The sequence below is a fragment of the Cutibacterium sp. KBN10P07758 genome, assembly GCF_050286205.1.
GTDB classification, from domain to species: Bacteria; Actinomycetota; Actinomycetes; order Propionibacteriales; family Propionibacteriaceae; genus Cutibacterium; species Cutibacterium acnes.
Window position 1 is genome coordinate 247,970 of record NZ_JBNNQV010000001.1, and the last position, 25,996, is coordinate 273,965.

The following is a 25,996-nucleotide window of genomic DNA, read 5'->3' on the forward strand; positions in this document are numbered from 1 at the left end:
TGCAGGTTGGCTATGAGGAAAAGATGAGAGCACCAATGAGGATTGCTGAGACGAAGCAGCAGCACGTTGCCAGCGGGACGAACCGTTTAAGGAACCCAGCACCAAAGGCCCCGCCCTCCATAGCCATCAGCTTGACGTCAACGATCGGTCCGATCGCCAGGAAGGCCAGCTGGGCGGTGGGGGAGAAACTCGTCAGAGAAACAGCCATGAAGGCGTCGGCTTCTGAGCACAGGGCGACGATGACGGCTAGCAGGCTCAATACTGCTGCCTCCACTACAACGTTGATCGTCAAAGCCTGCATCCAGGCGATCGGAACACAGACCTTGACGGTGGCAGCGATCGCCGCACCAATGACGAGGAAGCCGCAGGATTGGATGAAATCGTGAGTTAGCTCGCTGCGGAAGGTCTCGGCCATTGCGGACATGGTGCGCGGTTGGTGGTCATGTAGTCCGCAGGCCTCCTCGCAGGCAGATCCCGGGGAGCCGTCATCAACCCCGCGGAGAGGACGCCCTAGCCAGATCCACCCCAAACCAATGAGGACGGCGGCCAACAATCCGGCGATGAACCGCGCTACAGCCATCCGAGGATTGACGGTGTAGGCAACCGCGGTGGCTGCTATGACGACCGGATTGATGGCCGGGGAAGCCACCATAAAGGTGAGGGCTGCGGCTGTCGGTACGCCTGCCCTGACCAAGGACTTGGTGGTGGGCACCGAGGCGCACTCGCAGGCGGGAAGGGCGATGCCGGCAAGCCCCGCGACCACTACGGCCAAGGCAGTTTGACGTGGCAGGAAACGGGCCAGAGCTTGCGGTTTGAGGAAGGCTGTTAGGGTCGATGAGATGATCGTTCCCAAGAGCAGGAAGGGTACGGCCTGTAGCCAGATACCGATGAAGATCACGAGCCAGGCATTTACCTGGGGAGGCAGCTCGCTCATATATACGGGTTCTCCGGTACCGGGATCTGGTCGATGCGTTCCACCCTGAAGCGAGTGTCGCCGTTGGGGGAACTAGGCAGGTACGTGCCGGTGACGCGGATCCACGAACCGCCGGTGGGACGAGACGAGGCTCCCACCATCGTCGTCATGAACGGCAGTGCGTCGGCCACGCAGCACCACATTTTGAGTCGGGCCAGCACCCAGGCATGAGCTGGGTCTTCTGGGGCGGCACTGACGAAGCCGATCATCGTCAATTTTCTGCCTTTAAGCGTGGCGATACCGCGGGGATCATCAGCCCGTTGCACGTAGTCGTAGATGGTGAGTTCAGCCGGATTGCCTTTGAGAGCGGGCCATTGGGCCGGTGGTGGACCCATAGGGCCGTTGCGGTCAGACCCGATGTTGTCGCCGCCGTTGTCGTATCCGCCGACGGTTTTTCCGGTCTTGGGGTCGATAGCTACCGGGGATATCGACGTAGGAGCCGCCGGTAAACCGTTATTCCACGAGCTCGAGTGAGCCGGAGATGACGAGGTGCCCCGCACTGCGGGACGGTAACTCGCCGCTCCGAGCAGGGTTAGTGGCTCTAGCGGGACGAATAATCCCAGGGCGACAGGGGCAACGATAAGTAGTCCGATCCGAGCACGATGATGCCCTGTGGTATTCGGGTGACGAACCGCGTGGGCCAGGGTCCACAAGCCCATGACCGTCAGGACCGGACACGCAACCCACAGCAGGGTCGTGATGATGGTGCCGACGAACAGGTGAACGCGGCCACTGAGCAGCAGGTAGAACCCCAGCGCAGCACAGGCCAGCAGAGTGAGACCTTCTACAGCCGTGCGCCCCCCCGGTCGGATCCTCATCCTTTGCAGTTATAGCCGCTTTGTGGCTTGACCGTTCCATTGCAGTAAGCGTGACCGGCCTGGTAACCCCCGGTGTTGAGGGACAGTTCACTGACGCTGACGATGGTCTTGCCCTTTGCTTCAAGATCCTTATAGATCTGCGGGGCGGCGTCGATTGATGCCTTCTGGATGTCGTGTTCAAGGACGATAGGTGCGGTGTACGGCAGCGCGGTCATGACGTTCTTATACGTCATCTCAGGGTTGCGGTTCTTCCAGTCTTCGCTGTCAATCTGCCACTGAATGATTGCCATGCCATTGTCCTTGGCGACCTTGTCAACAGTGTCGTTGTGAGCGCCATAGGGTGGGCGGAACAACAGCGGAGTGGCCCCGGTGAACTGCTTAATGAGCTGCGAGTTGTGCTCCAGTTCACGACGGATGCGATCCGGGGTCTTCGCCGGAAGATTCGGGTGGGTGACTGTGTGGTTGCCGATCTCCATGCCGGCGGCAGCCACCTTCTGGGCCGTATTTGGGAAGGCCATGATGCTGTTGCCCATCTCGAAGAAGGTGATAGACAACTTGAACTTCTTGATGGTGTTGAGAAGTTCTGGGGTCATGGCGCTGGGGCCATCGTCATAGGTGACTGCGACGCAGTGCAGTACCCGACAGTCCGGGCCGACGGCTGTTGGTGGGCGACCACTCGTGTCCGTGGCTTTGAGGGACTCATCTACGGGCTGGGAGGTAGTTCCAGTGAACGTGCCGGGATTTGTTGAGGCTTTCTGAGCCTGGGTGCCGAAGTTGCTGAGCATTCCCTTCGTTTTGTCGCTGGGAACGACGAGGGTGACGGCCTTATCGGTGACGACTCCCGAGGCAAAGCTGGCCAAGAGGTCACCGTTGTGGCTAAAACCGAGGGCGGGGCCGCTGCCATACGGGGCCGATTTCGCCTTGACGGCCGCGGCAATTTTTCCGCCGTCGAGGGACTGATCCTTGCCAGCATCCTGCAGCGCTGTCGTCAGGTCAGCCCATTTGTCGGGCTTGACGAGGGCGGGAGAGGAGTATGACTGCTGGGCTGCGGTCGAGTACCAGATGGTGGCCGGAATCGTCTGCTTCTTACCGGCGATAGTGGTCTGGTTGGTCACCAGCACGCCCAATGCGGCGTCATTGGAGGCAATGATCTGGGAGGTGACGTTGACGTCAGAAGCGTTTTGCTGCCAGGAATCGCGCAGCATGCGCCCTTTGACGACCTCTACTGCGGTGCTGAGGTTCCGCGCCTTTGCGAAGCGCGGGAAGATGGCCTTGACCTTCTCGGGGGCGGCATTGAAGGTGATGTCCGTTGCCCCGGCCTGAGCGGCTGGAATCTTCGCCAAGGTGGCGTTTGATACGCCAGCAGTGGAGGAACTGCCGGACTGGCTGGGGTTCTTCACATCGCTATGGGAGGAGCAGGCGCTGAGCGCTAGGCAGGTCGTGAGTGCGACGGCTGTGACCCGCAGAGGAAGGTTAGGTTTCGGCAACATGGAGGAGACCTTACCTCGTATGTGTGGCTCACCGAAGCAATGACGAGCGGGTCGTGGTGACGATGCTCAAGCCGCGCTGTAATGCCACGTGATGGTGATTTATCACTTACCTAGTGATCGTATAACGGCACCGGCTGAGCCCAGGGAATACCTGGGCTCAGCCGCTATGAGGACATCATTGAGTAGTGCTCACTTGTTGTGAGCGTTAATCCAGTTGATGATCGTATCGTCGACCTGATCTTTGACGGGCTCGTTGATGGTCTCGTGCATCAGGCCTTCCCACTCGATGATCTTCTTGTCCTTAGAGCCAATGGCGTTGTACCAGTTGACGTCGAAGTACGAGGGGACGATGCCGTCGTTGGCGCCGTGCATGATAAGGGTCGGCTCGCTAAAGGATGGAGCGTTAAAGGTGTTGTACACCTGTGCGACGCCCATCTGCTTGACCATGCCGAGGCTCATGTACTTGTTGTTGAGGGGATCCTTCTTGTAGTCCTCGATGACGGCCGGGTCGGTGCAAACGCCGTTCGCCAGCGGGTTCTTGAACTGGATGAAGGCCTCGGCGGCGGTCGAGGGCAGGTGGATGGCCTTGGGATGGCGCACCGCTTGGGTCAGCAGGATGCCGTTAAAGCTGGTGAGCTTATCCATCGGCAGGAGTTGGCTGATCGTGGGTGCGGCGTTCTTCTCGGCGTCGGTGAGGTCGTGTGCGGTGACCTTCTCCGGCCCTTCGGTGTCGCGGCCCCATGGGTTGACGGCAATGCCACCACCGTTGCTCACGATGCCGGCAACGGTTCCCGGGTACTTAGCGCCGTAGGATTGGACGGCGAAACTACCCATGGAGTGCCCGAAGAGGAACACCTTTTTGCCGGCGTTTTCCTGGTGGGCGATTTGCACGAACTGGTGCACGTCGTTGACGAGGTTGCTCCAATCGTCGATGTGGCCACGTGGGATGGCGTTGTCGACGTATGGGCGCGCGCTACGACCATGCCCGCGGTGATCGAAGCGGTAGGTTGAGTAGCCGGCGTCGTTGAGACGCTTAGCCAGGTAGTCATAGCGGCCGGAGTGTTCAGCTGCGCCGTGGACGATGACGACGGCACCCTTAGCGTTGGGGACGATGTTCTTGCGGAAGAAGAGCTTGGTGCCCTACTGATCAGTGCTGGTGGTGTACCCGGTGATGAGTTTCGACTGGACGGTGGCAGTGGCCGGGGCTGGAGCTTTGTCAGCAGCCACAGCCGGAACTGTCGCTATAGAGGCTCCGGTAATAGCCATAGTGCCCGCAATGGCCAGTGCGCTCAGCTTCTTGGTGAAGGTCATGTCCCACGCTCCTTTGCATGTGATGTTTGTGCCTTAATGGCCGTAGCCTTGACACTAGATGAATGGAGGCTCATCTGATGGCTTGGGGACGTGTACGCATACGAACTTGGTTAGACGTGCATGTCAGTCAGTGTCATGTGCACATAAGTGCTGCACCTACGCATGTGAAGCGGGGACGTGACAAAGGGCTGCGGGAAAACCCGCAGCCCCATTCATGTCGGGCAACATGAGTCACATGGTCGCTCGGTTTATGGCGTTACCGTGAGAGTTAGCGATACTCAGCGGACCTGGCTGGCCGGAAGCCAAGCGGCGGACTGGAGGTCGCCGAGATGGCCGACATGCTGGATCTTCGGGGGCTGCCCCGGGATGTTAATGACGAAGCAAGCCTTGGCGGCCTTAAGGTTGTTGACGATGTCCTGAGCGAGCTGCTTGAGATCGCCGAGGGCGGTGGTGTCGCCGAAAGCCTTGAGAGCATTGTCGGTAATGATCTTGACGATCTTGGTCACGAGGGCACCCGGTTTGGCCAGCAGGCTCGGGTCCTTGAGAACGGTATCGATGATCTCCTTGGCGGAATCAACGGCCACAGCCTTGGACTTGGCGGTGCCGTCCTTGACGAGGATCTTGGCGATCTTGAGCTCGATCTGGTGACGCTCCTGGGCATTTTTCTTGAGGCAGTCGAAATCGATGTGGATCGGCAGCTTCGAGACGTTGATGCCCGGCTTGGCAGGAGCAGAGGGGGCAGGGGTGGGGGCAGGGGCCGGAGTGGCAGCGTGGGCCGGCACAGCCATGAGGGCGGTACCAGTTGCGAGGGCAGCTGCTGCTCCAGCGGCGACGAGGCGGTTCTTGATCATGGTGTGTCCTCTCTTGTCCATGAGTCGGCACCCGATGAGGTGCTCGCGCCGGCTTTGTCCGGCGGACACCACATAAAGTAGGAATAAGGGTTCTCTCAGGTCCACTTCGTAGCGAGGTTGGTGCACTTTCGTCTGTTAACGGAAGCCGAACGGCCACCATGGTGGGCAAAAAAGCCGATTAAAACGCCTCGAGAGCCCCCTCAGCTGACGAATGCGGGAGCGAGTGCACTACACGTGTGATGAAATACAAGCGTAATAAAACCTCGAACCGGACTTCGATCCGAGGCTTCTTATTCGTTGTGCGCGAGAGAGGAGTTGAACCTCCACGTCCCAAGGGACACTGGCACCTGAAGCCAGCGCGTCTGCCATTCCGCCACTCGCGCATCGGGCTCACCTGGCAAACCCAACCCAAAGATGGTAGCACGAAGATGGCATGGAAGTGAAATTGAGGGAGCTTCTCTGTTGCGCGACGCGGGGGCAGTTCATGCCATTCGAAAAATGGCTACCGAGTAGCCTTTCCCTGTGCTGTCTTTCCTCGCTGCGGCTTTCGCCCTCGGTATCGCCGGATTCGATCCGTTGGGGTCCCTGGTGCTGTTGGCAGCACTCGGGCTCGGGGTCAGGCGGCGCGGGGTCGTGACTCTCCTCGTCACCTCGGTAGGGACCTCCGCTGGTTTTGGGATTGCCGGGGTGCTTGGTCTGGGAGCGCTGCTTACTCGGTTGGGCGTCCATGGGTTCCACGTCCCCCACGTGGTGTGGGTGTGCCTCGTGACCGTCCTTGGTGTGGTGTTTGTTGCCTGGGCGGCGTGGCGATCGCGTCCGGGTGCGCCGACGAAGGATTTCGGGGGGGATACTTCTGCAGCGCCACGCTCGACGGCGCCTCGAGCTCTGGCTGTCAGCGGTCTTCTCGTAGGACTGTCGTCCCTCATCGACCCAGCGTTCTGGGCGATGCTGGTACACGCTGCTCATCTTCCGCATCAGAGCTGGGCTGTCGTCGAATCGCTAATTTGGGTCGCCTGTAGCCATAGTCTGCTGATTGTCCTGGTGATCGCGTATCTCATTGGCGGACCAGATCGTGTCGCCAGCATGGTGACGGGTATTCGAGAAAGTCACGCGGTGGCAGTCCGCCGCGGTATCTCAGCTCTTCTGGCAGCCTTCGGTATTCTTCTGCTGGCCGATGTCATTGGCGTTGTGGCCACGGGGCAGTGGTTCTTCGAGATTTAACCCGTTTAGTGCCAACGGCGGCGACGCTGACGACGTCGACCGGCACGTCCCAAGAGCCAGCCCGCCCCTAGCCCAGCAACACCTGCACCCACAGCCACGCCGATCTGAAGCGGTCCCCAGTCGCGAGTCGTCACCGCCACCGTCGACCCGTGAGGCAGGGGAGTCCCCTTTGCCTCGGCGGCACCGATGGCGTTAATACGCTGAGCAATGCGGTCCAACGCCCCTTCCATGACTGTGCGGGTGTAGCCCATGTGAATCGGACGGCCTTGATTGAGTTCGTCCTGCCAAGTCGACTGCAAGGTGAGGATGCGTGTGAGGGCCGGTGCGGTATCGCAGACCGGATCACCCTTCATGCACACCGAATACGTTTCCGGGTATGCCTCCGCTGGAATTGCAGCTCCGGCCTTCGACATGTCGGCATCGAGGGCTTTCTGGTTGATGGAGTTTTGGCTCAGACTAAGCGTGGCTTCGATGATGGCCCGCATCTGGGCGTCACGATTAGCGCCCGGGGTGGCATTCGCGCGCTCACGTAGGTAGTAGAGGATGGCGGCCATACCAATTGCTGACTGGTCGGCGTCTCCACTGACCTCCTGGACGTTCTGGCCGGGGTAATGGTCGGGGTTTCCGACCAGGATGGCACCTGCTAGACGCTGTGGGGTGTCGGTCTGAGCAAGGGCCTGCGTGATGGCTTGTGACCCCTGGGAAAAACCAGCGAGAACCACCCATTCCTTAGGGCACTGCTTTTTCTCGGTATTAAGCAAGGCGATGAGTTTTTTGGCTCCCAGAGCTGCTGAATCGAAATATTCGGTTGATGGCATCGTGGAGTCGAAGAGCAGAGAGCTCATCGGGGTGTTCTGCAAGGTGTGGGGGTCAGCGGCCGGGTAGTTCAGGTACACCTGACGAACGGTCCCCTTGCCTCGCCACTTTTGCGCTAGGGCGTCACGGATTGACGTAATCGTGTCGCCGTACGGCGGGGTCTCCCCCGACCCTCGCACGCCTACAAACATGACCGAAGCACAGTCCATTCTCGCGGCCATGTCGGAGGACACCGGGGTCGAATCCCAGCCCATACCCGCTCCCGGGCCCCCGTCAACCGATGGCCGTGAGGTCGGGGTCTCACTGACGTACGCGGTACTGGTGGTCGTCGGAGTAGGGCTTGGCGGTGCGGCGCTGGCAGAAAGGGGCACCGAAACCAGGCCGAAAAGGACAAGGACGATGAGAAGTGCCTGCCGAACCTTCACGATGTCAGTCAAGCAGGTGCCGCGGACACCCGCGACACCTGCCTCATCGGTACAGGATGGCTCAGGACTGCTGGAAGGTTCCGGTGATTGACGCCGAGTCCAACTCGGTGGTGTGGATGGCGAAGCGCACTTGGACGTTTGCCGCCTCGTCGGGAATGTCGAGGTGTTCAGTCGGCATGGCATGGACAGTGTGGATGTAACGGTGAGCGGGGCCGGGAGGCGGACAGGCGCCGGAATAGCCCTCCTCCTGGTAATCGTTGGTCCACTCCCGTACCCCAGCGGGCAGCGGGCCGCCCTCGCCAAGAGAGGTGACGTCGGCCGGGATATCGGCGAGAATCCAGTGCCAGAAACCTGATCCGGTGGGGGCGTCAGGGTCGTAGATGGTGATGGCGTACGACTTGGTGCCCTCTGGGCCGGGTGTCCAACTGAGCTGGGGGCTGATGTTCTTGCCGCCCGCGTCGGCGTGGGCGTAGGCCAGTTCGATTGGCTGACCCTCGGTGATGGATGTGCTGGTGATCTTCATGGGAGTGTCCTTTCCCTGAGCGTGTGTCCATCATGCCAGCCGCCGCTACAAGGATGGAAAACCGGTTTGTAAGGCCAGACTCTGCGCTGTTTCGTGGCAACTCGGGGGGTCGCGTGCAGGTGTGCCACCAATGCGTATACCCTTTATCTTGTGCTGGTTCCCATCGTCAGGCACCAGATGTAGGGGATAACCCTTCGTGTGGCGGTGATGGGAGGCAAGAGGGAATCCGGTGGGAAACCGGAACTGCCCCGCAGCGGTAACAGGGAACGACGGCGACATCACGCACTGGCCAGCTGGCTGGGAAGCGTCGCTCGGTAGGAACCCGTCTAACGACGGAGGGCCCTGAAGTCCGAATACCTGCCAGTACCCGGGTCAACGACCCGGTACGACAACGGGCGCGCGGGACGACCCGGGGCTATCCATGCTCCACCTGTGCGCTGCTTCGAGGAGTGAGCATGTCGACGATCGTTCAACCAGACGACCAGACCATTAGTCAGCAACGCGCAGTACCGACGTCCATTCGCAAACGTGACGGCAGGGTGATCCGCTTCGACTCGACGAAGATCGTCGAGGCTGTCCGTAAGGCTTTCGTGGCATGCGGGATGGGTACCTCCGAGTTGCATGCATCTGAGGTTGCCTTGGAGGTCATGTCTCGGCTGAGCGAGATGGGCGAGGAGACCCCGGACGTTGAGACCATCCAGGATCTCGTCGAGAAGACGCTCATGGACCAGGGGCATGACGACGTCGCCAAGGCATACATCCTGTACCGACAGCGCCGCACCGTCGCCCGTGACCAGCAGTCAGCATTGATGCGCACCCTGCGCGAGATCACTTTCGCGTCCGCAGAGGAGGCTGATGCCAAGCGGGAGAACGCCAACGTTGACGGCAACTCCGCTATGGGGTCGATGCTGCGCTATGGCACCGAGTCAGCCAAACAGTTCAACTTGCTGGAGGTACTCGACCCTGCCCACGCCGCCGCCCACCGTGACGGTGACATCCATATCCACGACCTCGATTTTCTTACTCTGACAACTACCTGCTGCCAGATTAACCTCACCGACTTGTTCGAGCACGGGTTCTCCACCGGCCACGGCGTGCTGCGTGCCCCGCAGTCCATCGGGTCATACGCAGCCCTGGCTTGCATTGCCATCCAGTCCAACCAGAATGACCAGCACGGTGGTCAGGCCGTGCCAAATTTTGATCGTGACATGGCACCGGGCGTCGCCAAGACCTTTAAGCGCGCCGCCCAGACCGGTCTGGCACGAATCTTCGAGGTTCTTGGGGGCGACGAGGACAAGGTCGACGAGGTGCGGGAAGCAGCCTCGGAATGGACGTTGGAACCTGACGAGACTGGTCTTGCTGCCGAGCGCGAGCAGGTCGGGCGGCTGTTTGCTGGGCTCGCCCGCGACACTGATCGCCTTGCCGAGCGGATTCGTCGTCAGGCCCTCGAAGAGACCCGACGCCAGACCTACCAGGCGATGGAGGCCCTCATCGCTAACCTCAACACCATGAACTCGCGGGCCGGAGCGCAGACGCCATTCTCGTCGATCAACTACGGTACCGACACACGCCCGGAGGCGCGGATGGCAATGCGCTGTCTGTTGGAGGCCACCGAGGCGGGGCTGGGTGGCGGGGAGACCGCGATCTTCCCGATCCAGATCTTCCGGGTACAGAAAGGGGTCAACCTCAACCCGGGCGATCCTAACTACGACCTGTTCCGGCTGGCGTGCCGGGTGAGCGCCAAGCGGCTGTTCCCGAACTTCTCCTTCCAGGATGCCCCCTTCAACGCCGAGTTCTACCGGCCTGGCCACCCCGAGACGGAAATCGCGTACATGGGTTGCCGCACTCGGGTGATGTCGAACGTGCATGACCCGTCCCGGGCCCAGACCTGGGGACGTGGAAACCTATCGTTCACGTCGATCAACCTGCCCAGATTGGCCATCGAAGCCCATCACGACGTCGATGCCTTCTTCGCTTCGTACGACCGGATGATTGATCTGGTCATTGACCAGCTCCTCGACCGTCTCAAGATCCAATCTCACAAGCTGGTGCGCAATTTTCCCTTCCTCATGGGCCAAGGGGTATGGATCGACTCTGAGGAGCTGCGTGCCGATGACTCCGTCGCCGAGGTGCTGAAACACGGGACTCTCTCGGTGGGGTTCATCGGGCTTGCCGAGACGCTTACGGCGTTGATCGGAGTCCACCACGGTGAGTCGGAAGAAGCGCAACAGCTAGGCCTGCGGATCGTTGGTCACCTGCGGGAACGTATGGACGAGGCTGCCGAGCGCACCGGCCTGAACTTCTCGGCCCTGGCCACCCCGGCTGAGGGACTGTCGGGGCGGTTCGTCCGAATGGATCGGCAGCGCTACGGGTCGATCCCGGGAGTGACCGACCGCGAGTACTACACGAACAGCTTCCACGTGCCGGTCTGGTGCCATATCGGTGCCGCAGACAAGATCGCCATCGAGGCTCCCTACCACGCCTTCACCAATGGTGGCCATATTTCCTACGTGGAGCTGTCGGGGGATCCAGCCCGCAATGTCGACGCCTTCGTGGCGATCGTGCGACACATGGCAGCCAGTGGCATCGGATACGGCTCTATCAACCATCCCGTCGACCGGGATCCACAGTGCGGCTACACCGGAATTATCGACGACGAGTGTCCCGGATGCGGTCGGGCTGAAGGATCGGGCCCCTTCGACCGGATCCGTCGCATCACTGGATATCTGGTGGGCACGTTGGATCGTTTCAACGACGCCAAGCGCGCCGAAGTCAGAGACCGCGTTAAGCACGGGTGAGGATCGCTGGGATCGAGCCGGAGTCGATCGTTGACGGCCCCGGCATCCGTTTCACGGTCTTTACCCAAGGGTGTCCGCTGCAGTGTCCTGGGTGCCATAACCCGGCGACGTGGGATCCCTGCGGTGGTCAGGAGGTCGACGTTGAGGAGGTCATCGCCGCTATGAACTCGTCGGTGTTGGCCAGTGGGCTGACCTTGTCGGGGGGAGAGGCGAGCCGTCAACCTCGTGCATGTGCAAGGTTGGCCCGCGCCGCTCATGAGATGGGGTGGGACGTGTGGTCATGGTCCGGGTACACCGTCGAGGCGTTGATGAGACAGGCACGTCGTGATGCTGAATTGGCCGACATGCTGGGCCAGATTGACGTCTTGGTTGACGGTCCCTTCCAGCTGGTCCACCGCACCCTCACCCTGCCGTGGCGGGGGAGCAGTAATCAGCGAGTGATCGACATGCCTGCCACCTTGCGAGGTGGACGGGCAGTGGAATGGGCGGACCGGGCGGGGAACCTACGGTGACGTGGTGACGAACGTCAGTCCAGCCGGGCGAACGCTCTGGTACGCAGCACTAGGTCGTCGGCCTCGTCGCACTCGTCAAGGTCAACGGTCGCGGTGATTGACCAGTCGTGGTTACCGGCTGGGTCGTCGATGATCTGACGAACTAGCCATATCCGGCTGTCGCGTCGTCTCGATTCGTTTTCGATCATGAACAGACCGGGAGCGCGGGCGTCAGGCCCATCGTTGATCTCGTCGTGCTCGTCCCAGTAGGTGCCCAGAGTGTCCTCCCAAGCGGTGGTCGTCATGGCCGACCGTTCGGGTTCGAGGGCTCCCAAAGCTTCGAAGTCGTCGTCGGCAGCCAGGATCACCTTGCGGAACATCGCATTGCGCACCATGACGGTGAAGGCTCGTTGGTTGGACGTGAACGTCCGCGCCGGGCGGACCTCCTCGGGTTCCTCGTCGAGGGGATGGGTGAGGTCCTCCCATTCGTCGATGAGGGAGGAATCGGTGGAGCGGACAACCTCGCCGAGCCACGAAATGACGTCACTCAGTTCGTCGGTGCGCTCGGACTCGGGCACTGTCTGGCGCAGCGCCCGGTAGGCGTCGGTGAGATAGCGCAGCACGAGCCCCTCACTGCGTTGCACCTTGTAGTGGGCACAGAACTCGCCAAAGGTCATGGCGCGTTCGTACATGTCGCGTACCACCGACTTGGGTTGCAGGGCGTCGGCGGGGACCCACGGGTGGCTCGGGGCGAAAATATCGAACAGGGCGTTCAGAGTGTCTTCAAGGGGGCGGGGCCACTCGATCTCCTCGACGGCGGCCATCCGGTCCTCGTAGTCGTAGCCGTCCTCTTTCATGTGCGCGATGGCCTCACCGCGGGCGGCGTGCTGTTGGGCGATGAGGACGGTCATCGGATTATCGAGGGTGGCCTCGATAACACTGACGACGTCAAGGGCGTGGCTGGGGGAATCCGGGTCGAGGGTCGCAACGGCCTCGCTGGCGAAGGCCGAAAGTGGTTGGTTGAGAGCAAAGTCGTCCTGCAGCGCCTCGTTCATGGCAAATCGGCGGCCCCCAGGTGTGGGTACCTCGAGGCGATGGACAACCTCGGAGCGCAACAAAGACAGCCCAATCTGGACTGCTCGGCGGTAGAGACGACGTCGTTCAGCGACGGCCGGGGTGGCGGCCTCGACAAGGTGCTGGACGGCCCGGGCGGTGTCCTCGTCACGCTGCAACAGGTTGAGCAGCATCGCCTCGGTGATTCTCATGCGAGCATGGAGGGTCTCCGGGGTGGATTCGATGAGCTTAGTGAAGGTTTCCTCGGAGTAGTTGACGAATCCTTCCGGTGGCTTGTGACGCTGCACTTTGCGACGTTTCTTGGGGTCGTCACCGGCCTTGGCAAGGGCTTTGTGGTTGGCGATGACGTGCTCGGGTGCCTGCGCGACGACGTAGCCGACGGTGTCGAATCCGGCACGTCCAGCTCTCCCGGCGATCTGGTGAAACTCGCGGGACTTGAGGACGCGGGTGCGTCGGCCGTCAAATTTCGTCAGGGATGTGAACATGACGGTTCGAATTGGCACGTTGATCCCGACGCCGAGGGTGTCGGTGCCGCAGATGACCTTGAGTTTGCCCTGCTGGGCGAGAGTTTCGATGAGGCGGCGGTATTTCGGCAGCATTCCGGCATGGTGGATGCCGATCCCGGCGGTGATGAACTTGCGCACCGTCGATCCGAACCCCTTCGCGAAGCGGAAACCGGCGATCTCAGCGGCGATGGCGTGTCGCTCTTCGGTGCTCACCAACTTCATTGACGTCATGGATTGGGCACGTTCTACGGCCTGTTTCTGGGAGGGGTGGACGATGTAAACCGGGGCTTTCTGATCGGCCACGAGTTCCTCGATGGCTTCGTGGTCGGGTTTCATAGACCACGAGTACTCCAGCGGGACGGGGCGGACGACCCCGGTGATGACGCTGGTGGGGCGCCCGGTGGCGGTCGTCAGGCCGACGGAGAGGTCGGAGACGTCACCGAGAGTGGCGCTCATGATGATCTGTTGGGCCTGGGGAAGCTCGGACAGTGGCACTTGCCAGGCCCAGCCGCGGTCGGGGTCGCCGACGAAGTGGAACTCATCCATGACGACCTGGTCGATGCTGGCGTGATGGCCCTCGCGCAGAGCGATGTTAGCGAGGATCTCGGCGGTGCAGCAGATGATGGGGGCGTCTGCGTTGACCGAGGCATCCCCGGTGACCATGCCGACGTTGGCGGCTCCGAAGATCTCGCACAGGCTGAAGAATTTCTCGCTGACGAGAGCCTTGATGGGGGCGGTGTAGTAGGAGCGCCCGCCGGCTGCGACGCACGCGAAGTGGGCGGCGGTAGCGATGAGGGATTTCCCGGATCCGGTCGGGGTAGTGACAATGACGTGATTCCCCGCCAGGATTTCCAGTATTGCCTCTTCTTGGTGCTCGTACATCGAGATGCCGTCGGCGGCGACGGCGCGCTCGATGTGGTCTAGCGCCATGTCGGCGTCGAGGGGGCGGGCACCGGGAGAGTCCCAGCCCGGTTGACGTTCCCCGCGGTCGGTAGTGACGGGGGCACGACCGTCAACCATGTCGTCAAGGGCTTCGGCCAGTCGCACGGTGTCTCCTTGGGGCGGACGATTCAGAAAGGGCTGTGCCCAATGTAGTGGCGGCCTCCGACGAGTGTGGCGGTCGGTGAATACGCACTGTGGATCCCGAGATAATCTCGGGACCCACAGCATGGTGAACGATGGGTTGCGTCTGAACTGGTGAATCAGTGAGCAGTTGGAGTGCGAGTTTCAGCGCTGATGAACCATGCCTGCTGTTCAAGCTGCTGGATGAGGCCGTGCAGGATGTCAGCGGAGGTGGGGTCCTCTTCGTCAACCTGATCGTGGACCTCACGCATAGTGCCGGTCACGGACTCGATTGAAGCGGTGACGACCTTGATGGCGTCGTGGGTCAGCACCTCGCCCTGAGGGGATTCCGGCAGGGTGGTGCTCGCAGCTACGACTGCGGGACGACCGTCTGGGGAGGCGTGAAGGGCACGCATACGCTCAGCGATCTCGTCAGCGCCCTCACGGGCAATTTCGACGACCTCGTCGAGGTTGAGGTGGAGGTCACGGAAGTTGGGGCCGACGATATTCCAGTGGGCATGTTTGCCGACCAACTCCAAGGCGATGAAGTCAACGAGAACCTTTTGAAGGTTCGCGGCAAGGGTTTCGGAGGCCTTGAAACCGGATTCAGCGTTTTCGAGCTTAGTAGTCGTCTGTCCAGCAGGATTCGGAACATTTACGGTGTTAGCCATGCAACATCTCCTTCGTTCGGGGTGGCCAAGAGCCGACCACCGGCGTACATATAGGGCAACACGGGCCGAACGTGTGTTATTCCATCCCAGACACGAAAAATGTGGGCGGCCGAGTGCTGGTCGCTCTTTGTGTCGGCTAGATGCCCCTCATAGGGCATGATGTGACTTATGAGCGCAGAGGTTGACGATTTGGGCCGCACTGATGATCGACTGACTTTTCCCGACGAAGTGGTGGCGGGAAAGATCATCGCGGTACTTCCTGACGTTCCCGCAGCTGACCTTATGGCTCCTGTTGAAGCGATGATTCAGGAGAAGGTGCGCGTTTTTGCCCTCCCGGTCGCTGATGCTGAGCGTCGTCGCGCTGTGCTGAGGATTTACCGTCGCCGCGCCGTCGTTGGTGTCCATGGCGTGATGACTGTCGAGGACGTTCAGGGGCTTGTTGACGATAAGGTCTCTTTTGCCCTCCCGGTGGCCGCAAACCGTGAGGTTCTTGATGCTCTGCGTCAGGCTGGTATCCCCGCCGCCCCCGACGCTCTGACCCCTAACGAGGTACGGGCTGCCTGGGGCGCTGGTGCTGACGCCGTCCAAGTTGCCCCGGCTGACATGGGCTCGGCTAGCTACGGCGATATCCTCACCCGAATGGCTCCCGGGGCTGCCCTCATTCCGCGCGGTGGCGTTGGCTCCTATGCGCTGCGACGCTGGCTAGCCGCAGGTGCCCTTGCGGTCTGTCTTGACGACGTCCTCGTCGGGGATGCTTGTGAGGACGGTATCGTCTCGGCCCTGCGTGAGCGCTGCCGTTCGGTCTTGCAGGTTGTTGCAGACGCGGACGCCTGATCGCACGTGGTCAGTGGGTGACGCGTCAATGGGTGACGCCTTTAGTGCGAGTCAGGGCCATCCCACTCGTCGAAGAGGGAGTTGCCATCCCCCTCGTCGCTGGAATGGACGTTGTCGCCGCGGCGGCGGGTCAAGGAGCCGAGGAGGACACCGAGCAGCAGAACCCCGATGACTCCCGCGAGGATGAGAATCGGTTTGCGCCCACCGAAGGCGTCCACGACGCTACGTCGCGCTGTTGGAATAGGGCTAGTCGACGTCTTAGGGATCCGGCCGTCCGGGGATTCCTCACTGTCATGAGTGGCGACCGGGGTGCTGGGTGACGACGGGGTGGGCGTCACGCTGGTTGGCGTAGGGGAGGGGGTGAGTGTTGGAGTAGGAGTCGGGCTGGCTGACTTCACCTGCACCGTTACCGCCTGTTGCGAAACTCCATACCGGGAATCGACCAATTTGACCGTGACCGTGAGTGGGCCGTTTGGGGCATCCAGCGGCACCTGGAACGCGGCTTGATAATTGCCCTGGGAGTCGGTGGGGGCCGTTAATGCCGCCTGGCCGTCAGTACCGAGCAGAATCGCTACGTGGCTGTCGGTGACCCGACGGTGAGTGGGAAGGGTCACTGTCCCGTTGACATTGAGTAATGCTCCCGGGGCGGCGGTTGTCGGTTTCACGGCTGCGGTGAGGACAGTGGGTTGGGCAGCGATTGAGAAAGTGCCGCTTGCTGAGGCTGCCCCGACCCCTTCGGTGCCGTCGAAGGTGGCGGACAACTCGTGGGTGCCAGCTTGCATAGTGGGAGGCAACCGGAAGGTGCCAGACCACGATCCGTTGTCGTGTGTCACGCCGACGGCAAGGGGCTTTCCATCTACTGCCAGGTTGATGAGGGCCCCTGAAACCGGTTGCTTGGTGTGGGTTCGTAATGCCCCTTTGACCTGCACGGTGCCCGACCGGTCGAGGGACGCGTTCATCGTCAGGTTGCCAGGAGGCGTGGCTCCCGGAGGCGCAGCATGGGCAGCCGAAACCGACCAAGGCGTGGGGGTAGGACATACCGGCGGGGTCAGGATTGACGTCGAGATGACGAGAACCGACGTCAGGGCCAGAGCCCGACGATACTTCGCGCTCACGCGTCCTCCTTTAGTCGATCGCGAATATGATAGGCGAAGCGACGTGATGGTGTGACGCACGAGCACTGCCCCATCTCCTAGGCTTAGGGTTATGCAGACTCCCATCGACGCTACCTCCACCCCCGCATGGGGCACACTCTCCGGCCTAAAGTCCCGCTTCGCTGACGGGCCACATAAACTGCGCCGTTTGTTCGACGCCGACCCTCACCGCGCTGAGCGCTACACCTTTGACGTCGCGGATTTGCACGTCGATTTATCGAAGAACCTCCTTACCGACGAGATTCGTGACGCTCTCCTCGAACTGGCTGCGCAGATGCGCGTCACCGAGCGTCGTGACGCGATGTATGCCGGTGAGCACATCAACGTCACCGAGGACCGCGCCGTCCTCCATACCGCGCTGCGTCGTCCCCGCACTGACGAGCTGCATGTTGACGGTCAGGATCCCGTTGCCGATGTTCACGAGGTGCTCGACAAGATTTACGCCTTTGCGGATAAGGTGCGTTCGGGTGAGTGGAAGGGAGTCACCGGCAAGCCGATTCGCACTGTCATCAACGTGGGCATTGGCGGCTCCGATCTTGGCCCCGTGATGGCCTATGAGGCCCTCAAGCCCTACGTCAAGGACGGTCTGGAGTGCCGCTTCATCTCCAACATTGACCCGACCGATGTCGCTGTCAAGACCGCCGATCTTGACCCTGAGACGACCCTGGTCATCATTGCCTCTAAGACCTTCACCACTTTGGAGACGCTGACCAATGCCCGGTGCGTGCGTGCGTGGCTGCTTGACGGCTTGGTCGCTGCCGGTGCGATTGCCGACACCGAGCAGGCTCGACGTGACGCCGTCGCTAAGCACTTTGTCGCCGTCTCGACGGCCTTGGACAAGGTCGAGGAGTTCGGCATCGACCCAGTGAACGCCTTTGGGTTCTGGAGCTGGGTGGGTGGCCGATACTCGGTGGATTCCGCCGTCGGTACGTCGCTTGCCGTCGCGATCGGGCCGAAGAGTTTCGAGGACTTCCTGGCCGGATTTCACGCCGTCGACGAGCACTTCGCCACTGCCGAGCCGGAGCGCAATGTGCCGTTGTTCATGGGTCTACTCAACGTCTGGTACACCAATTTCTGGGATGCTCATTCCCATGCGGTGCTTCCATATTCACAGTATTTGCACCGTTTCCCGGCTTATTTGCAGCAGCTGACTATGGAGTCGAATGGCAAGTCGGTGCGCTGGGATGGTTCAGCAGTGACCACCGACACCGGCGAGATTTTCTGGGGTGAGCCAGGCACCAACGGTCAGCACGCCTTCTATCAGCTCATCCACCAAGGCACTCGCGTCATTCCGGCCGATTTCATCGCGGTGGCTAATCCAGCCCATCCGACCAAGGATGGCGGTACCGACGTCCACGAGCTGTTCCTCAGCAACTTCTTCGCCCAGACCGCCGCGTTGGCGTTCGGTAAGACCGCCGACGAGGTGCGTGCCGAGGGCACTGATGAGGCCATTGTTCCCGCTCGGGTTTTTGCCGGAGACCGTCCGACGACGTCAATCATGGCTCCCGAACTATCCCCGAAGGTGCTTGGTGAGCTCATTGCCCTTTACGAGCACATCACTTTTGTGCAGGGTGCCGTCTGGGGTATCGACTCTTTTGACCAGTGGGGTGTCGAATTAGGTAAAAAGCTTGCGCTGCAGATCGCCCCGGCTGTGTCCGGTGACGATGACGCCCTGAAGGCTCAGGATCCGTCGACGGCCTCGCTAGTGACGTGGTACCGCGAGCACCGTCGGTGATCACTGCGGGTGGTGTTTGGCGGCAGGGATACCGTCCATACCTTCAATTTCGGGGAGGAAGTATTTCTGGTGCTCACTATCAAAGGCTATCTCCTTCTCATGTGAGGTTTGGTGGCACAATTACTAGTTATGCTGGTGTGTTTTCTGGATCAAGGTTTCTGGATCTCTCTGTAAAGGACTTTAACGCAACAGCCTAGCTTACAGACTAGGGCAAGCTGGGTTGTCATAGTTTATGAAAATTACTGCTGGGTTGCTAGCTGAAGGGAAGGTCTAGCGCGTGGATGTATTATTGATGTCGAGTGAGTCTTGGATTATCTCGATCCTGATCGTCGCGGTCGTTATTCTTGTGGTCATTATTGGTCTCCTAGTGGTTAATCTCTGCAAAGGCGATAAGCGGTAGGGATAGCGACAAAGTTTTGGATAGGCGGCGTGGTGCCGTGGTGACCTCTTTGTGCTACCACATGCCATTGCAGTCGCTGGATGCCGAAACACGGGTTATACAGTGGGAGTGTGAGTTCGTGCCGCCGACACCCAATTCGCACTGTGGTCGTGTCGACATGCATTGCTGCCTTTGTTGCACTGTTGGGGCCTTGGGCGCTGGCTGGGGCACTGTCATATGGCAAGGTTCACGACGTCGCTGACACTGAACCGCGCGACGTCGCCATTGTCCTCGGTGCCCAAGTCCTGCCCTCGGGTACCCCGTCGGCCTATCTGCGAGGACGCCTCGACGTTGCCGCGGATCTCTACCGCAGCGGCAAGGCCAAGGTCATCTTGGTGTCGGGGGACCACCGAGAGACTCACTACAACGAGCCCAAGGTGATGAAGACGTACCTCGTCAGCAAGGGAGTTCCGGCGGCCAGGATCGTCGAGGACGTCGCTGGTCTCGACACCTACGACACCTGTGTTCGGGCTCGACGGATCTTCGGGGTCGACCGGGCCATCATGGTGACGCAGGACTACCACGAGATTCGTACCGTCGCGACGTGCCGGATGACCGGGCTTGACGCTGTCGGGGTCCCCGATCGCACCCAGCCTCGCGACAACGTGTGGTGGTATGGCTGGGGTCGCGAATTCGGGTCTCGGCTTAAAATGATCTGGGATGTCGTCAGTCGACGAGAACCGACTTTGGGACAGACTGACAATGGCGTCCACAAGGCGCTCAACTCGTAAGGACAGACGATTGGCCCCGACAACCGCGTTGCCGGGGCCAAGCTATGACCGGTCACTGTCGCAGAATCAGAAGTCGGCGGTAGAAGGGTCACCACCGAGCCTGTTGCCGTGATCCAGGCCATCAATTGCGGCGATCTGCTCGTCAGACAGCTCGAAATCGAACACATCGAAGTTCTCGACGATGCGCGACGGGGTGACCGATTTCGGGAAAACAATGTTGCCGATCTGCAGGTGCCAGCGAATGACGACCTGGGCGGGCGTCTTTCCAGTCGCCTTGGAAATATCGGTGAGGACGGGATTGTCGAGATCCTTCGACTGGCCCAGCGGGCTCCAGGCCTCCGGGTTAATGCCGCGCTCAGCCAGCTCTGCTCGGAAGGTCGCCTGGTTGAACGAGGGATGCATCTCGATTTGGTCGACGCTCGGAGCGGCCCCCTCGATGGCGTCCAGATGCTCGGTCTTGAAATTCGACACACCGATGGAGCGCGTCAGGCCCTCTGACTTGAAGTCCTGCAGGGCGTTCCACGCCTCGATGTAGGCGTCGCCGTACTTGACCGGGGCTGGCCAATGGATGAGGTAGAGGTCGACGTGGTCGAGGCCCAGCTTGGCCAGACTGGTCTCGATGGCCTTGCGAGCATCGTCGGCATGATGGGAGTCATTCCACAGCTTGGTGGTGACGAAAAGGTCCTTGCGATCCAGACCGGAGTCGGCGAGTGCACGGCCCACACCCTCCTCGTTGCCGTAGATGGCTGCGGTGTCGATATGGCGGAAACCTGCCTCCAGGGCGGCGCTGACGGCCTTCTCGGCCTCGTTGGCAGGAACTTTCCAAGTGCCGAAGCCGAGCTGGGGGATGGGAACTCCGTCGTTGAGAGTGATAGTTGGAACGCTCATAGATCCTCCCTGTCGAAACATCGTTATCGTTAAGGCAAACGTCTTTGCAGCGGTGTTTGTTCCAAAAACGTCACTACGGGGCCTGTGGCGCCTCCGACTGTGACGAGCTGGCCCTCTCGTGGGATAATGCCGCCATGTCGTCTCTTCCCTCTCAGCTTGCTGCCCGCATCGAGTCCGCCATCGGAGTTGACCCGCAGTTGCGCCCGGCCACTAAGCCACAGTTCGGACATTTCCAATCCAACGTCGCCCTGCGCCTGGCCAAGGAGGAGAAACGTCCACCTCGCGACGTGGCCGCCGATATTGTTGCCAAGCTAGATATCGAGGATCTGTGCGAAACCCCCGAGATCGCCGGTCCCGGATTCATCAATCTGCGCCTGCGTACCGACGTTCTGGCTCGGGTGGCCTCTGATCTCGTCACCGATCCCAACGCCGGGATCGCCCAGGCTGAGAAACCCGAGCGAGTTGTCATCGACTATTCGGCCCCCAATGTCGCCAAGCAGATGCACGTCGGTCACCTACGTTCCACCATCATCGGCGACTGCTTCAACCGTGTCCTGAGCGCTCAAGGGCACACCGTTATCCCACAGAATCACATCGGTGACTGGGGCACCCAGTTCGGCATGCTCATTGAGTACATCGTCGAGAAACGGATGGACGTCGAAGATTTCGACCTGTCCGGTGTCGAGCAGCTCTACCAGGATTCCAAGAAGACTTTCGATGCTGACCCGCAGTTTGCTGACCGTGCGCGCCGTCGCGTTGTCAAACTGCAGGGTGGGGACGCCGAGACTCTGCGGATCTGGCGTACTCTCATTGACATCTCCCTGGAGGGGTTCAACGCCACCTACGCCCGTCTGTCGGTGCTGCTGACGGACGAGGACGTGGCCGGCGAGTCCAGCTACAACGACGACCTGCCGCGGGTTGTGGACGAGCTCGTGGCTGACGGCCTGGCCGTCGAGGACAACGGCGCACTGTGCGTTTTCGTCGAGGGGCAGGATGCCCCAATGATCGTGCGTAAGAGGGACGGTGGCTTCGGATATGACGCCACCGATCTCGCTGCGATTCGTCGTCGCGTGGGCAAACTCAAGGCCGACCGCATTATTTACGTCACCGACGTGCGCCAGAGCCATCACTTTGAAGTGCTTTTCCAGGTGGCCCGAATGGCCGGGTTCCTGCCTGACGACGTCGAGGCCGAGCACGTCGGCTACGGCATGGTGCTTGGCCCTGATGGCCGTCCTTTCAAGACTCGTGAGGGTGGCACAGTGTCGTTGTCGGATCTGCTCGACGAGGCCGAGACGCACGCGGCTCCGAATATCGCCTTGGCTGCCATTAAATACGCCGACCTGTCCAACGGCTTGCAGAAGGACTATGTTTTTGACGCTGAGCGGATGGTGCAGACCACCGGTGACACTGGCCCGTATCTGCAGTACGCTCACGCCCGCGTCTCACAGATCTTGCGCAAAGCGGCCGCTGAGGCCAACCCGAACGTCGATCCCGAGGCCGACCTGGATGCGATGGATTGGGGTCGCATCAGCGTCCTCGACGAGCCAGCCGAGCAACAGTTGGCCCTGTTGTTGTCGAGGTTCGGAGAGATCGTCGAGGTTGTTGCTACCGACCTAACTCCGCACAAGCTGTGCACTTACCTCTACGAATTGGCTGGCGCTTACTCGGTGTTTTATGAGCAGTGCCCGGTGTTGCGTAGTACCGGCGAGGTTCGCGGATCGCGTCTGGCCTTGTGCGCGGCTACTCGTCGGGTGCTTGGCCGAGGCCTTGACCTGCTGGGTATTGATGCCCCAGATCGGATGTGACCCGTCGAGTCCAGAACGGGAATGATCTACCCGAGCTGCCCCCCGGGATCGACGATATCTTGACCATATCGGTGCCGTACACGGTGTGGTGAAAACCCAGAGGTGGTGGGTGGGATTACTTGTTACAGATCCTGGTTGCCGATTTCGTGGCTGAAAAACAATGGCCATGGCCCACAAGAACTGTGAGCCATGGCCATTGTGATTGGCTGATAAACCACCCCAAGGGGTTATCGCCGATGGTGATCAGAATCCCGTTGACGGAAGATCACTTGAGTGGGTCAGCACAGGGGCAACACCGTGATGGATGTAATGAGTCCCGGAGCCACCCTGCGAATGGCCTCCCGAGCGGCTGGTCGATTCATCAGAGGTCGCCCCACTAGTCGGAGCCGGAGCCGGGGTTGGCTTTGGTTTCGGTGTTGGGGTTGGTGTTGGAGTGGGAGTTGGGGTTGGTTTTGGTGTTGGAGTAGGGGTTGGTTTTGGTGTTGGAGTGGGAGTAGGGGTTGGTGTTGGAGTGGGAGTAGGGGTTGGTGTTGGTGTTGGAGTGGGAGTAGGGGTTGGTGTTGGAGTGGGAGTAGGAGTCGGCTTCGGGCAGGAGCAAGCCTTCTTCACAAGGTCGTCCAGAGCCGGCAGTTCTTTCTCGAGCTGCTCAGCAGTCTTGATAGCTTTGTCGGCGGTGATAACGTCAACAATCTGTCGAGTGATGTTCTTCATGAGCTTGGCGGTGTTGAGCGCAAGAAGCGGCTCCTTGGCCAGCCGATCGATAATGCGAGGTGCGATCTGGACTGCAAGGGACTTGTCTATCCCAGCCCTAACCAAGTGGGTGACGATACGCGCATTTAGGATGGGAGAACTGACGATTGCCGTGGCAACGGCAGCGTCGAAACTCCGACCGATGATATGCTCGATGGCCGCCTTCTTGAGGTGCACACCCCTGCTCACTAGGAGAGCTGCCTGGGCACCGATCTCAGCCTTAATGGCCTCAGTCTTTGCGATCGGCCCGAGAGCGGGATTGAGCGCAGTTGCGGCAATGGCGACAGCCGTAGCCTTTGCCAACTTCTTGTCAACGCCGGCGGCGACAAGATTTGCGACCACCGCATCCTTGAATGCCGCTGAATGCAGCGCGTTGGGAATGATTGTCGCAGCTAGAGTGGCTTTGATGCCGAGGTCCACTGCAGCGGCAGCACGCTGGATCTTCGCATCAGTGAGCAGACCCACCTGGGCTCCGATGAGAGCCTTTAGCTTGTGGTGGTTGATGAGGAGGACGCCCTCTTTTGCCATTTCTCTGGCAATACGCGGCGCTAGAGCCACCGCGTCGGCGGAACTAAATCCAGCCTTAACCAACGCACCGGCAATCGCGGCACGCAGCTTTGCATCGTTGATGACTGCATCACGGCAGTCCTTGTTGATTATCCCCTTTCCATCCGTGGCGATAGCGGCTTGAGCTACCGAGCGTGGCCTATTGGAGCTAGCTTCTGCCTGGGGGGAGGGGGTGATTGCTGCGATTGATCCGACCAGCGCAGTAGCCGTCGCAGCAGCGACAGCAATTCTTGACCGACGCATTGCTTCTCCTCTTATTTGGGAATCTTATATGGCGGCTAGCGCCTCGGCTAGCTGCTAATCACCACGGTACGACCGTGAGGTGACGTTGGCAAGGGGGGTACGTCCTCAGCTCATGCCGTGTAGAGAATTATCGCCGCAAGCGTAGTTAATTCGCTGGGCTTTGATGGTTTTACATGCCATCATGATTGATGGAAATCATTGTATGACGTGCCCGATTGCTCGTGATTCAATGGATTATTGATAGGCCTCGTAAATAGAACAGCTAATATGTGTTAGTCGGATAGAGATGGACACGTCGAAGAAGGAATATCATGTCACGGATTTTACTGTGAAGATCGTTGTCGTTGACATGCTTGTGGTGCTGAGGAAATTGAATCCATCGCCGGTTTGGCTGCGCAGCTTAAGGATGCTAAGTGCTGCGGAACTGAGCATCCTATGCTTGCGAGGAAGAATATGCCCTGATTTTTAAGAAGGCGTCGGCGCGTACTCGGTGTGCTCTCGAGGTGGCGGCTTACGGATAGGGTGAGCATGTGACGAGTGGATCCGATATGGGGCATAAGGAGTCTGTAAAAGATGCGGGTCGGATGATGGGTCATATATATGAGTATCCGGGGGTCATCGGTCGGTAGTGGAGGGACTGGCTGAGTATGCCGATGTTCCGGTTTTAATGGTTTGACTGACGAGTTTCATCCGACTTGGGTGTGCGCTGATGCTTTGACGATGCGCGAGCACGCCGAGAATCGTATGCACATCATCAAGGTCGTCTTCGTTGCGTCGCTAACCTGAGGGATCTTGAGAGGTAAGCAACCAGAATTTTGACTGGATGGGGTGGGGATCCTTGCTGCGATATGATCAACAGATGACGGCCGAGAATCGGCGTTGGCTTTGCAGTCGATGGCTGACAGGGCGGGTCTCTACCGCTGGATGTACTGGGCTGAGTCTCAGGATATGGAGCTGGTTTGATAGTGAGAACGAGTACCAATAAGATGGTATCGTCAAGGACGTAGAAGGTTATGAAGGTCAGGAACTCGCTACGATCTCTGAAGAACCAGCCCGGCTCCCAGGTGGTGCGCCGTCATGGTCGCGTCTACGTCATCAATAAGAAGAACCCGCGGCTGAAGACCCGTCAGGGCTGAACAGGTGAAGGTGACGATCGCCCGTCCTCTTTGGGCGGGCGATGCGTAAGTCAGCATGGTTGCGGCGTGATGCATCTGGCATCGACGAGATTCACATGCATGAGTTTGCCGATAATGCCGCGTTTAGTCGTGAGTACGGAGACTGCCTCGATGAAGAGGATGGTGCCACCGATCGACGCAAAGACTCCGACCGACGTCTTGCCGAGAATGGACAAGATGAAAGCCAGACCGATAACGAAAGTGTGACCGCGCCCTGCCGGGCGACCGGTCGAATCTACCCAGGCAAGCTGTCGGGAGTTCGTTCCAGGGGAGACGCCAAGGCGTCCCACGAGCGATATCAGTACGTAGCCGACGTTAATTCCTAGCAGGAGTGCGCTGCCTGCGGGGTGAATGGCCTGCTCGATGGCTGATTTTTGGTCGACGTGGTTGAACTCATACCCGAGTGTGGCGCCGCTAAACAAGCCCCATCCTGCCAGCGTAAGCAGGCCTACCCACATGGCATCACCCAGCAAGGCCATGAAACGTTGCCCCTGAGTCACGGGTACCGGCTCGCCGGTGGGGAGTTTCCGCTCCCTGCGAATCTTGTAGATAAGCGTAGGAACAAGAAGAACTAAGAAGATCGCAACCGAAATGAAGGTAAGGATGAATTCTTGCTTGGTCATGAGTTCCTTTCATCCGTGGTCA

At 60.1% G+C, this 25,996-nt stretch carries 24 protein-coding genes, 1 tRNA gene and 1 riboswitch; of the genes, 9 read left to right on the forward strand and 16 right to left on the reverse strand.

Going from position 1 to position 25,996, the window contains the following annotated elements; translation table 11 throughout:
* Positions 1–10: 10 nt before the first annotated feature.
* The 7 genes from ACOYO3_RS01240 to ACOYO3_RS01270 form a co-directional block, all read right to left on the reverse strand.
* Positions 11–934: a permease gene (locus ACOYO3_RS01240; RefSeq protein WP_002516276.1), complete on the reverse strand. Its 924-nt coding sequence runs from the start codon at positions 932–934 to the stop codon at positions 11–13.
* Positions 931–1,791 (reverse strand): TIGR03943 family putative permease subunit, encoded by an 861-nt coding sequence (locus tag ACOYO3_RS01245; RefSeq protein WP_002524470.1) that lies wholly within the window; start codon positions 1,789–1,791, stop codon positions 931–933. The genes ACOYO3_RS01240 and ACOYO3_RS01245 overlap by 4 nt, the downstream gene beginning before the upstream one ends.
* Entirely contained in the window at positions 1,788–3,281 is a 1,494-nt protein-coding gene (locus ACOYO3_RS01250; protein ID WP_002516237.1) for a polysaccharide deacetylase family protein, read from the reverse strand. Before ACOYO3_RS01250 ends, ACOYO3_RS01245 begins: the two co-directional genes overlap by 4 nt.
* Before the next feature lie 189 nt (positions 3,282–3,470).
* Entirely contained in the window at positions 3,471–4,394 is a 924-nt protein-coding gene (locus tag ACOYO3_RS01255) for an alpha/beta hydrolase (protein ID WP_073860679.1), read from the reverse strand.
* 27 nt (positions 4,395–4,421) lie between these two features.
* On the reverse strand, positions 4,422–4,592 hold the full coding sequence (locus ACOYO3_RS01260; protein ID WP_002516172.1) for a hypothetical protein: 171 nt from the start codon (positions 4,590–4,592) through the stop codon (positions 4,422–4,424).
* Between the two features lie 278 nt (positions 4,593–4,870).
* The gene (locus ACOYO3_RS01265; RefSeq protein WP_002519526.1) at positions 4,871–5,464 is read right to left on the reverse strand and encodes a hypothetical protein; all 594 of its coding nucleotides are present in this window, start codon (positions 5,462–5,464) and stop codon (positions 4,871–4,873) included.
* 279 nt (positions 5,465–5,743) lie between these two features.
* Positions 5,744–5,826 (reverse strand) — tRNA-Leu (locus ACOYO3_RS01270).
* A gap of 139 nt (positions 5,827–5,965) precedes the next feature.
* Between ACOYO3_RS01270 and ACOYO3_RS01275 the strand changes: the two genes are divergently transcribed.
* Positions 5,966–6,664 (forward strand): membrane protein, encoded by a 699-nt coding sequence (locus ACOYO3_RS01275; RefSeq protein WP_002514571.1) that lies wholly within the window; start codon positions 5,966–5,968, stop codon positions 6,662–6,664.
* 5 nt (positions 6,665–6,669) lie between these two features.
* On the opposite strand, the gene ACOYO3_RS01280 is transcribed toward ACOYO3_RS01275, so the two are convergent.
* Together ACOYO3_RS01280 and ACOYO3_RS01285 are read right to left on the reverse strand one after the other, a co-directional pair.
* A complete protein-coding gene (locus ACOYO3_RS01280; protein ID WP_002519704.1) occupies positions 6,670–7,734 on the reverse strand; it encodes a cutinase family protein in 1,065 nt (354 codons plus the stop codon).
* Positions 7,735–7,966: 232 nt separating this feature from the next.
* The gene (locus tag ACOYO3_RS01285; protein ID WP_002518185.1) at positions 7,967–8,428 is read right to left on the reverse strand and encodes a YbhB/YbcL family Raf kinase inhibitor-like protein; all 462 of its coding nucleotides are present in this window, start codon (positions 8,426–8,428) and stop codon (positions 7,967–7,969) included.
* A 185-nt stretch (positions 8,429–8,613) separates the two neighbouring features.
* Positions 8,614–8,807, forward strand: a riboswitch (cobalamin riboswitch).
* A gap of 76 nt (positions 8,808–8,883) precedes the next feature.
* On the opposite strand from ACOYO3_RS01285, the gene ACOYO3_RS01290 reads away from it, so the two are divergent.
* Positions 8,884–11,226, forward strand: a complete 2,343-nt coding sequence (locus tag ACOYO3_RS01290) for an anaerobic ribonucleoside triphosphate reductase (RefSeq protein ID WP_002525481.1) — start codon at positions 8,884–8,886, stop codon at positions 11,224–11,226.
* Positions 11,223–11,738 carry an anaerobic ribonucleoside-triphosphate reductase activating protein gene (gene nrdG / locus ACOYO3_RS01295; RefSeq protein ID WP_002516264.1) on the forward strand — a complete coding sequence of 172 codons (516 nt, stop codon included), beginning with the start codon at positions 11,223–11,225 and terminating at the stop codon, positions 11,736–11,738. Before ACOYO3_RS01290 ends, nrdG begins: the two co-directional genes overlap by 4 nt.
* Positions 11,739–11,752: 14 nt before the next feature.
* Here the strand turns inward: nrdG and ACOYO3_RS01300 are convergent, their stop codons facing one another.
* Both ACOYO3_RS01300 and ACOYO3_RS01305 read right to left on the reverse strand, forming a co-directional pair.
* Positions 11,753–14,344, reverse strand: coding sequence for a DEAD/DEAH box helicase (locus tag ACOYO3_RS01300; RefSeq protein ID WP_002518228.1), 2,592 nt, complete (start codon positions 14,342–14,344; stop codon positions 11,753–11,755).
* Positions 14,345–14,499: 155 nt separating this feature from the next.
* A complete protein-coding gene (locus tag ACOYO3_RS01305; RefSeq protein WP_002516345.1) occupies positions 14,500–15,030 on the reverse strand; it encodes a Dps family protein in 531 nt (176 codons plus the stop codon).
* A 168-nt stretch (positions 15,031–15,198) separates the two neighbouring features.
* Between ACOYO3_RS01305 and ACOYO3_RS01310 the strand changes: the two genes are divergently transcribed.
* On the forward strand, positions 15,199–15,864 hold the full coding sequence (locus tag ACOYO3_RS01310; RefSeq protein ID WP_002516229.1) for a bifunctional 4-hydroxy-2-oxoglutarate aldolase/2-dehydro-3-deoxy-phosphogluconate aldolase: 666 nt from the start codon (positions 15,199–15,201) through the stop codon (positions 15,862–15,864).
* Positions 15,865–15,905: 41 nt separating this feature from the next.
* On the opposite strand, the gene ACOYO3_RS01315 is transcribed toward ACOYO3_RS01310, so the two are convergent.
* A complete protein-coding gene (locus tag ACOYO3_RS01315; RefSeq protein WP_002524467.1) occupies positions 15,906–16,823 on the reverse strand; it encodes a membrane protein in 918 nt (305 codons plus the stop codon).
* Between the two features lie 247 nt (positions 16,824–17,070).
* On the opposite strand from ACOYO3_RS01315, the gene pgi reads away from it, so the two are divergent.
* Positions 17,071–18,753: a glucose-6-phosphate isomerase gene (pgi, locus tag ACOYO3_RS01320; RefSeq protein WP_002524466.1), complete on the forward strand. Its 1,683-nt coding sequence runs from the start codon at positions 17,071–17,073 to the stop codon at positions 18,751–18,753.
* Positions 18,754–19,296: 543 nt separating this feature from the next.
* On the forward strand, positions 19,297–19,923 hold the full coding sequence (locus ACOYO3_RS01325; RefSeq protein WP_002516318.1) for a SanA/YdcF family protein: 627 nt from the start codon (positions 19,297–19,299) through the stop codon (positions 19,921–19,923).
* A gap of 66 nt (positions 19,924–19,989) precedes the next feature.
* Here the strand turns inward: ACOYO3_RS01325 and ACOYO3_RS01330 are convergent, their stop codons facing one another.
* On the reverse strand, positions 19,990–20,811 hold the full coding sequence (locus ACOYO3_RS01330) for an aldo/keto reductase (protein WP_002516180.1): 822 nt from the start codon (positions 20,809–20,811) through the stop codon (positions 19,990–19,992).
* A 56-nt stretch (positions 20,812–20,867) separates the two neighbouring features.
* Here ACOYO3_RS01330 and argS point away from each other — a divergent pair, with 56 nt between their 5' ends.
* Entirely contained in the window at positions 20,868–22,616 is a 1,749-nt protein-coding gene (argS, locus tag ACOYO3_RS01335) for an arginine--tRNA ligase (RefSeq protein WP_002524464.1), read from the forward strand.
* Positions 22,617–22,859: 243 nt separating this feature from the next.
* On the opposite strand, the gene ACOYO3_RS01340 is transcribed toward argS, so the two are convergent.
* Entirely contained in the window at positions 22,860–24,176 is a 1,317-nt protein-coding gene (locus ACOYO3_RS01340; RefSeq protein WP_002529717.1) for a hypothetical protein, read from the reverse strand.
* A gap of 323 nt (positions 24,177–24,499) precedes the next feature.
* Positions 24,500–24,733 (reverse strand): hypothetical protein, encoded by a 234-nt coding sequence (locus ACOYO3_RS01345; RefSeq protein WP_002519520.1) that lies wholly within the window; start codon positions 24,731–24,733, stop codon positions 24,500–24,502.
* Positions 24,734–24,848: 115 nt separating this feature from the next.
* On the opposite strand from ACOYO3_RS01345, the gene ACOYO3_RS01350 reads away from it, so the two are divergent.
* Together ACOYO3_RS01350 and ykgO are read left to right on the forward strand one after the other, a co-directional pair.
* Positions 24,849–24,962 carry a hypothetical protein gene (locus tag ACOYO3_RS01350; protein ID WP_002516207.1) on the forward strand — a complete coding sequence of 38 codons (114 nt, stop codon included), beginning with the start codon at positions 24,849–24,851 and terminating at the stop codon, positions 24,960–24,962.
* 227 nt (positions 24,963–25,189) lie between these two features.
* Positions 25,190–25,312: a type B 50S ribosomal protein L36 gene (gene ykgO / locus ACOYO3_RS01355; RefSeq protein WP_002516195.1), complete on the forward strand. Its 123-nt coding sequence runs from the start codon at positions 25,190–25,192 to the stop codon at positions 25,310–25,312.
* 50 nt (positions 25,313–25,362) lie between these two features.
* Here the strand turns inward: ykgO and ACOYO3_RS01360 are convergent, their stop codons facing one another.
* A complete protein-coding gene (locus tag ACOYO3_RS01360) occupies positions 25,363–25,974 on the reverse strand; it encodes a membrane protein (protein WP_002516377.1) in 612 nt (203 codons plus the stop codon).
* Positions 25,975–25,996: the final 22 nt, after the last annotated feature.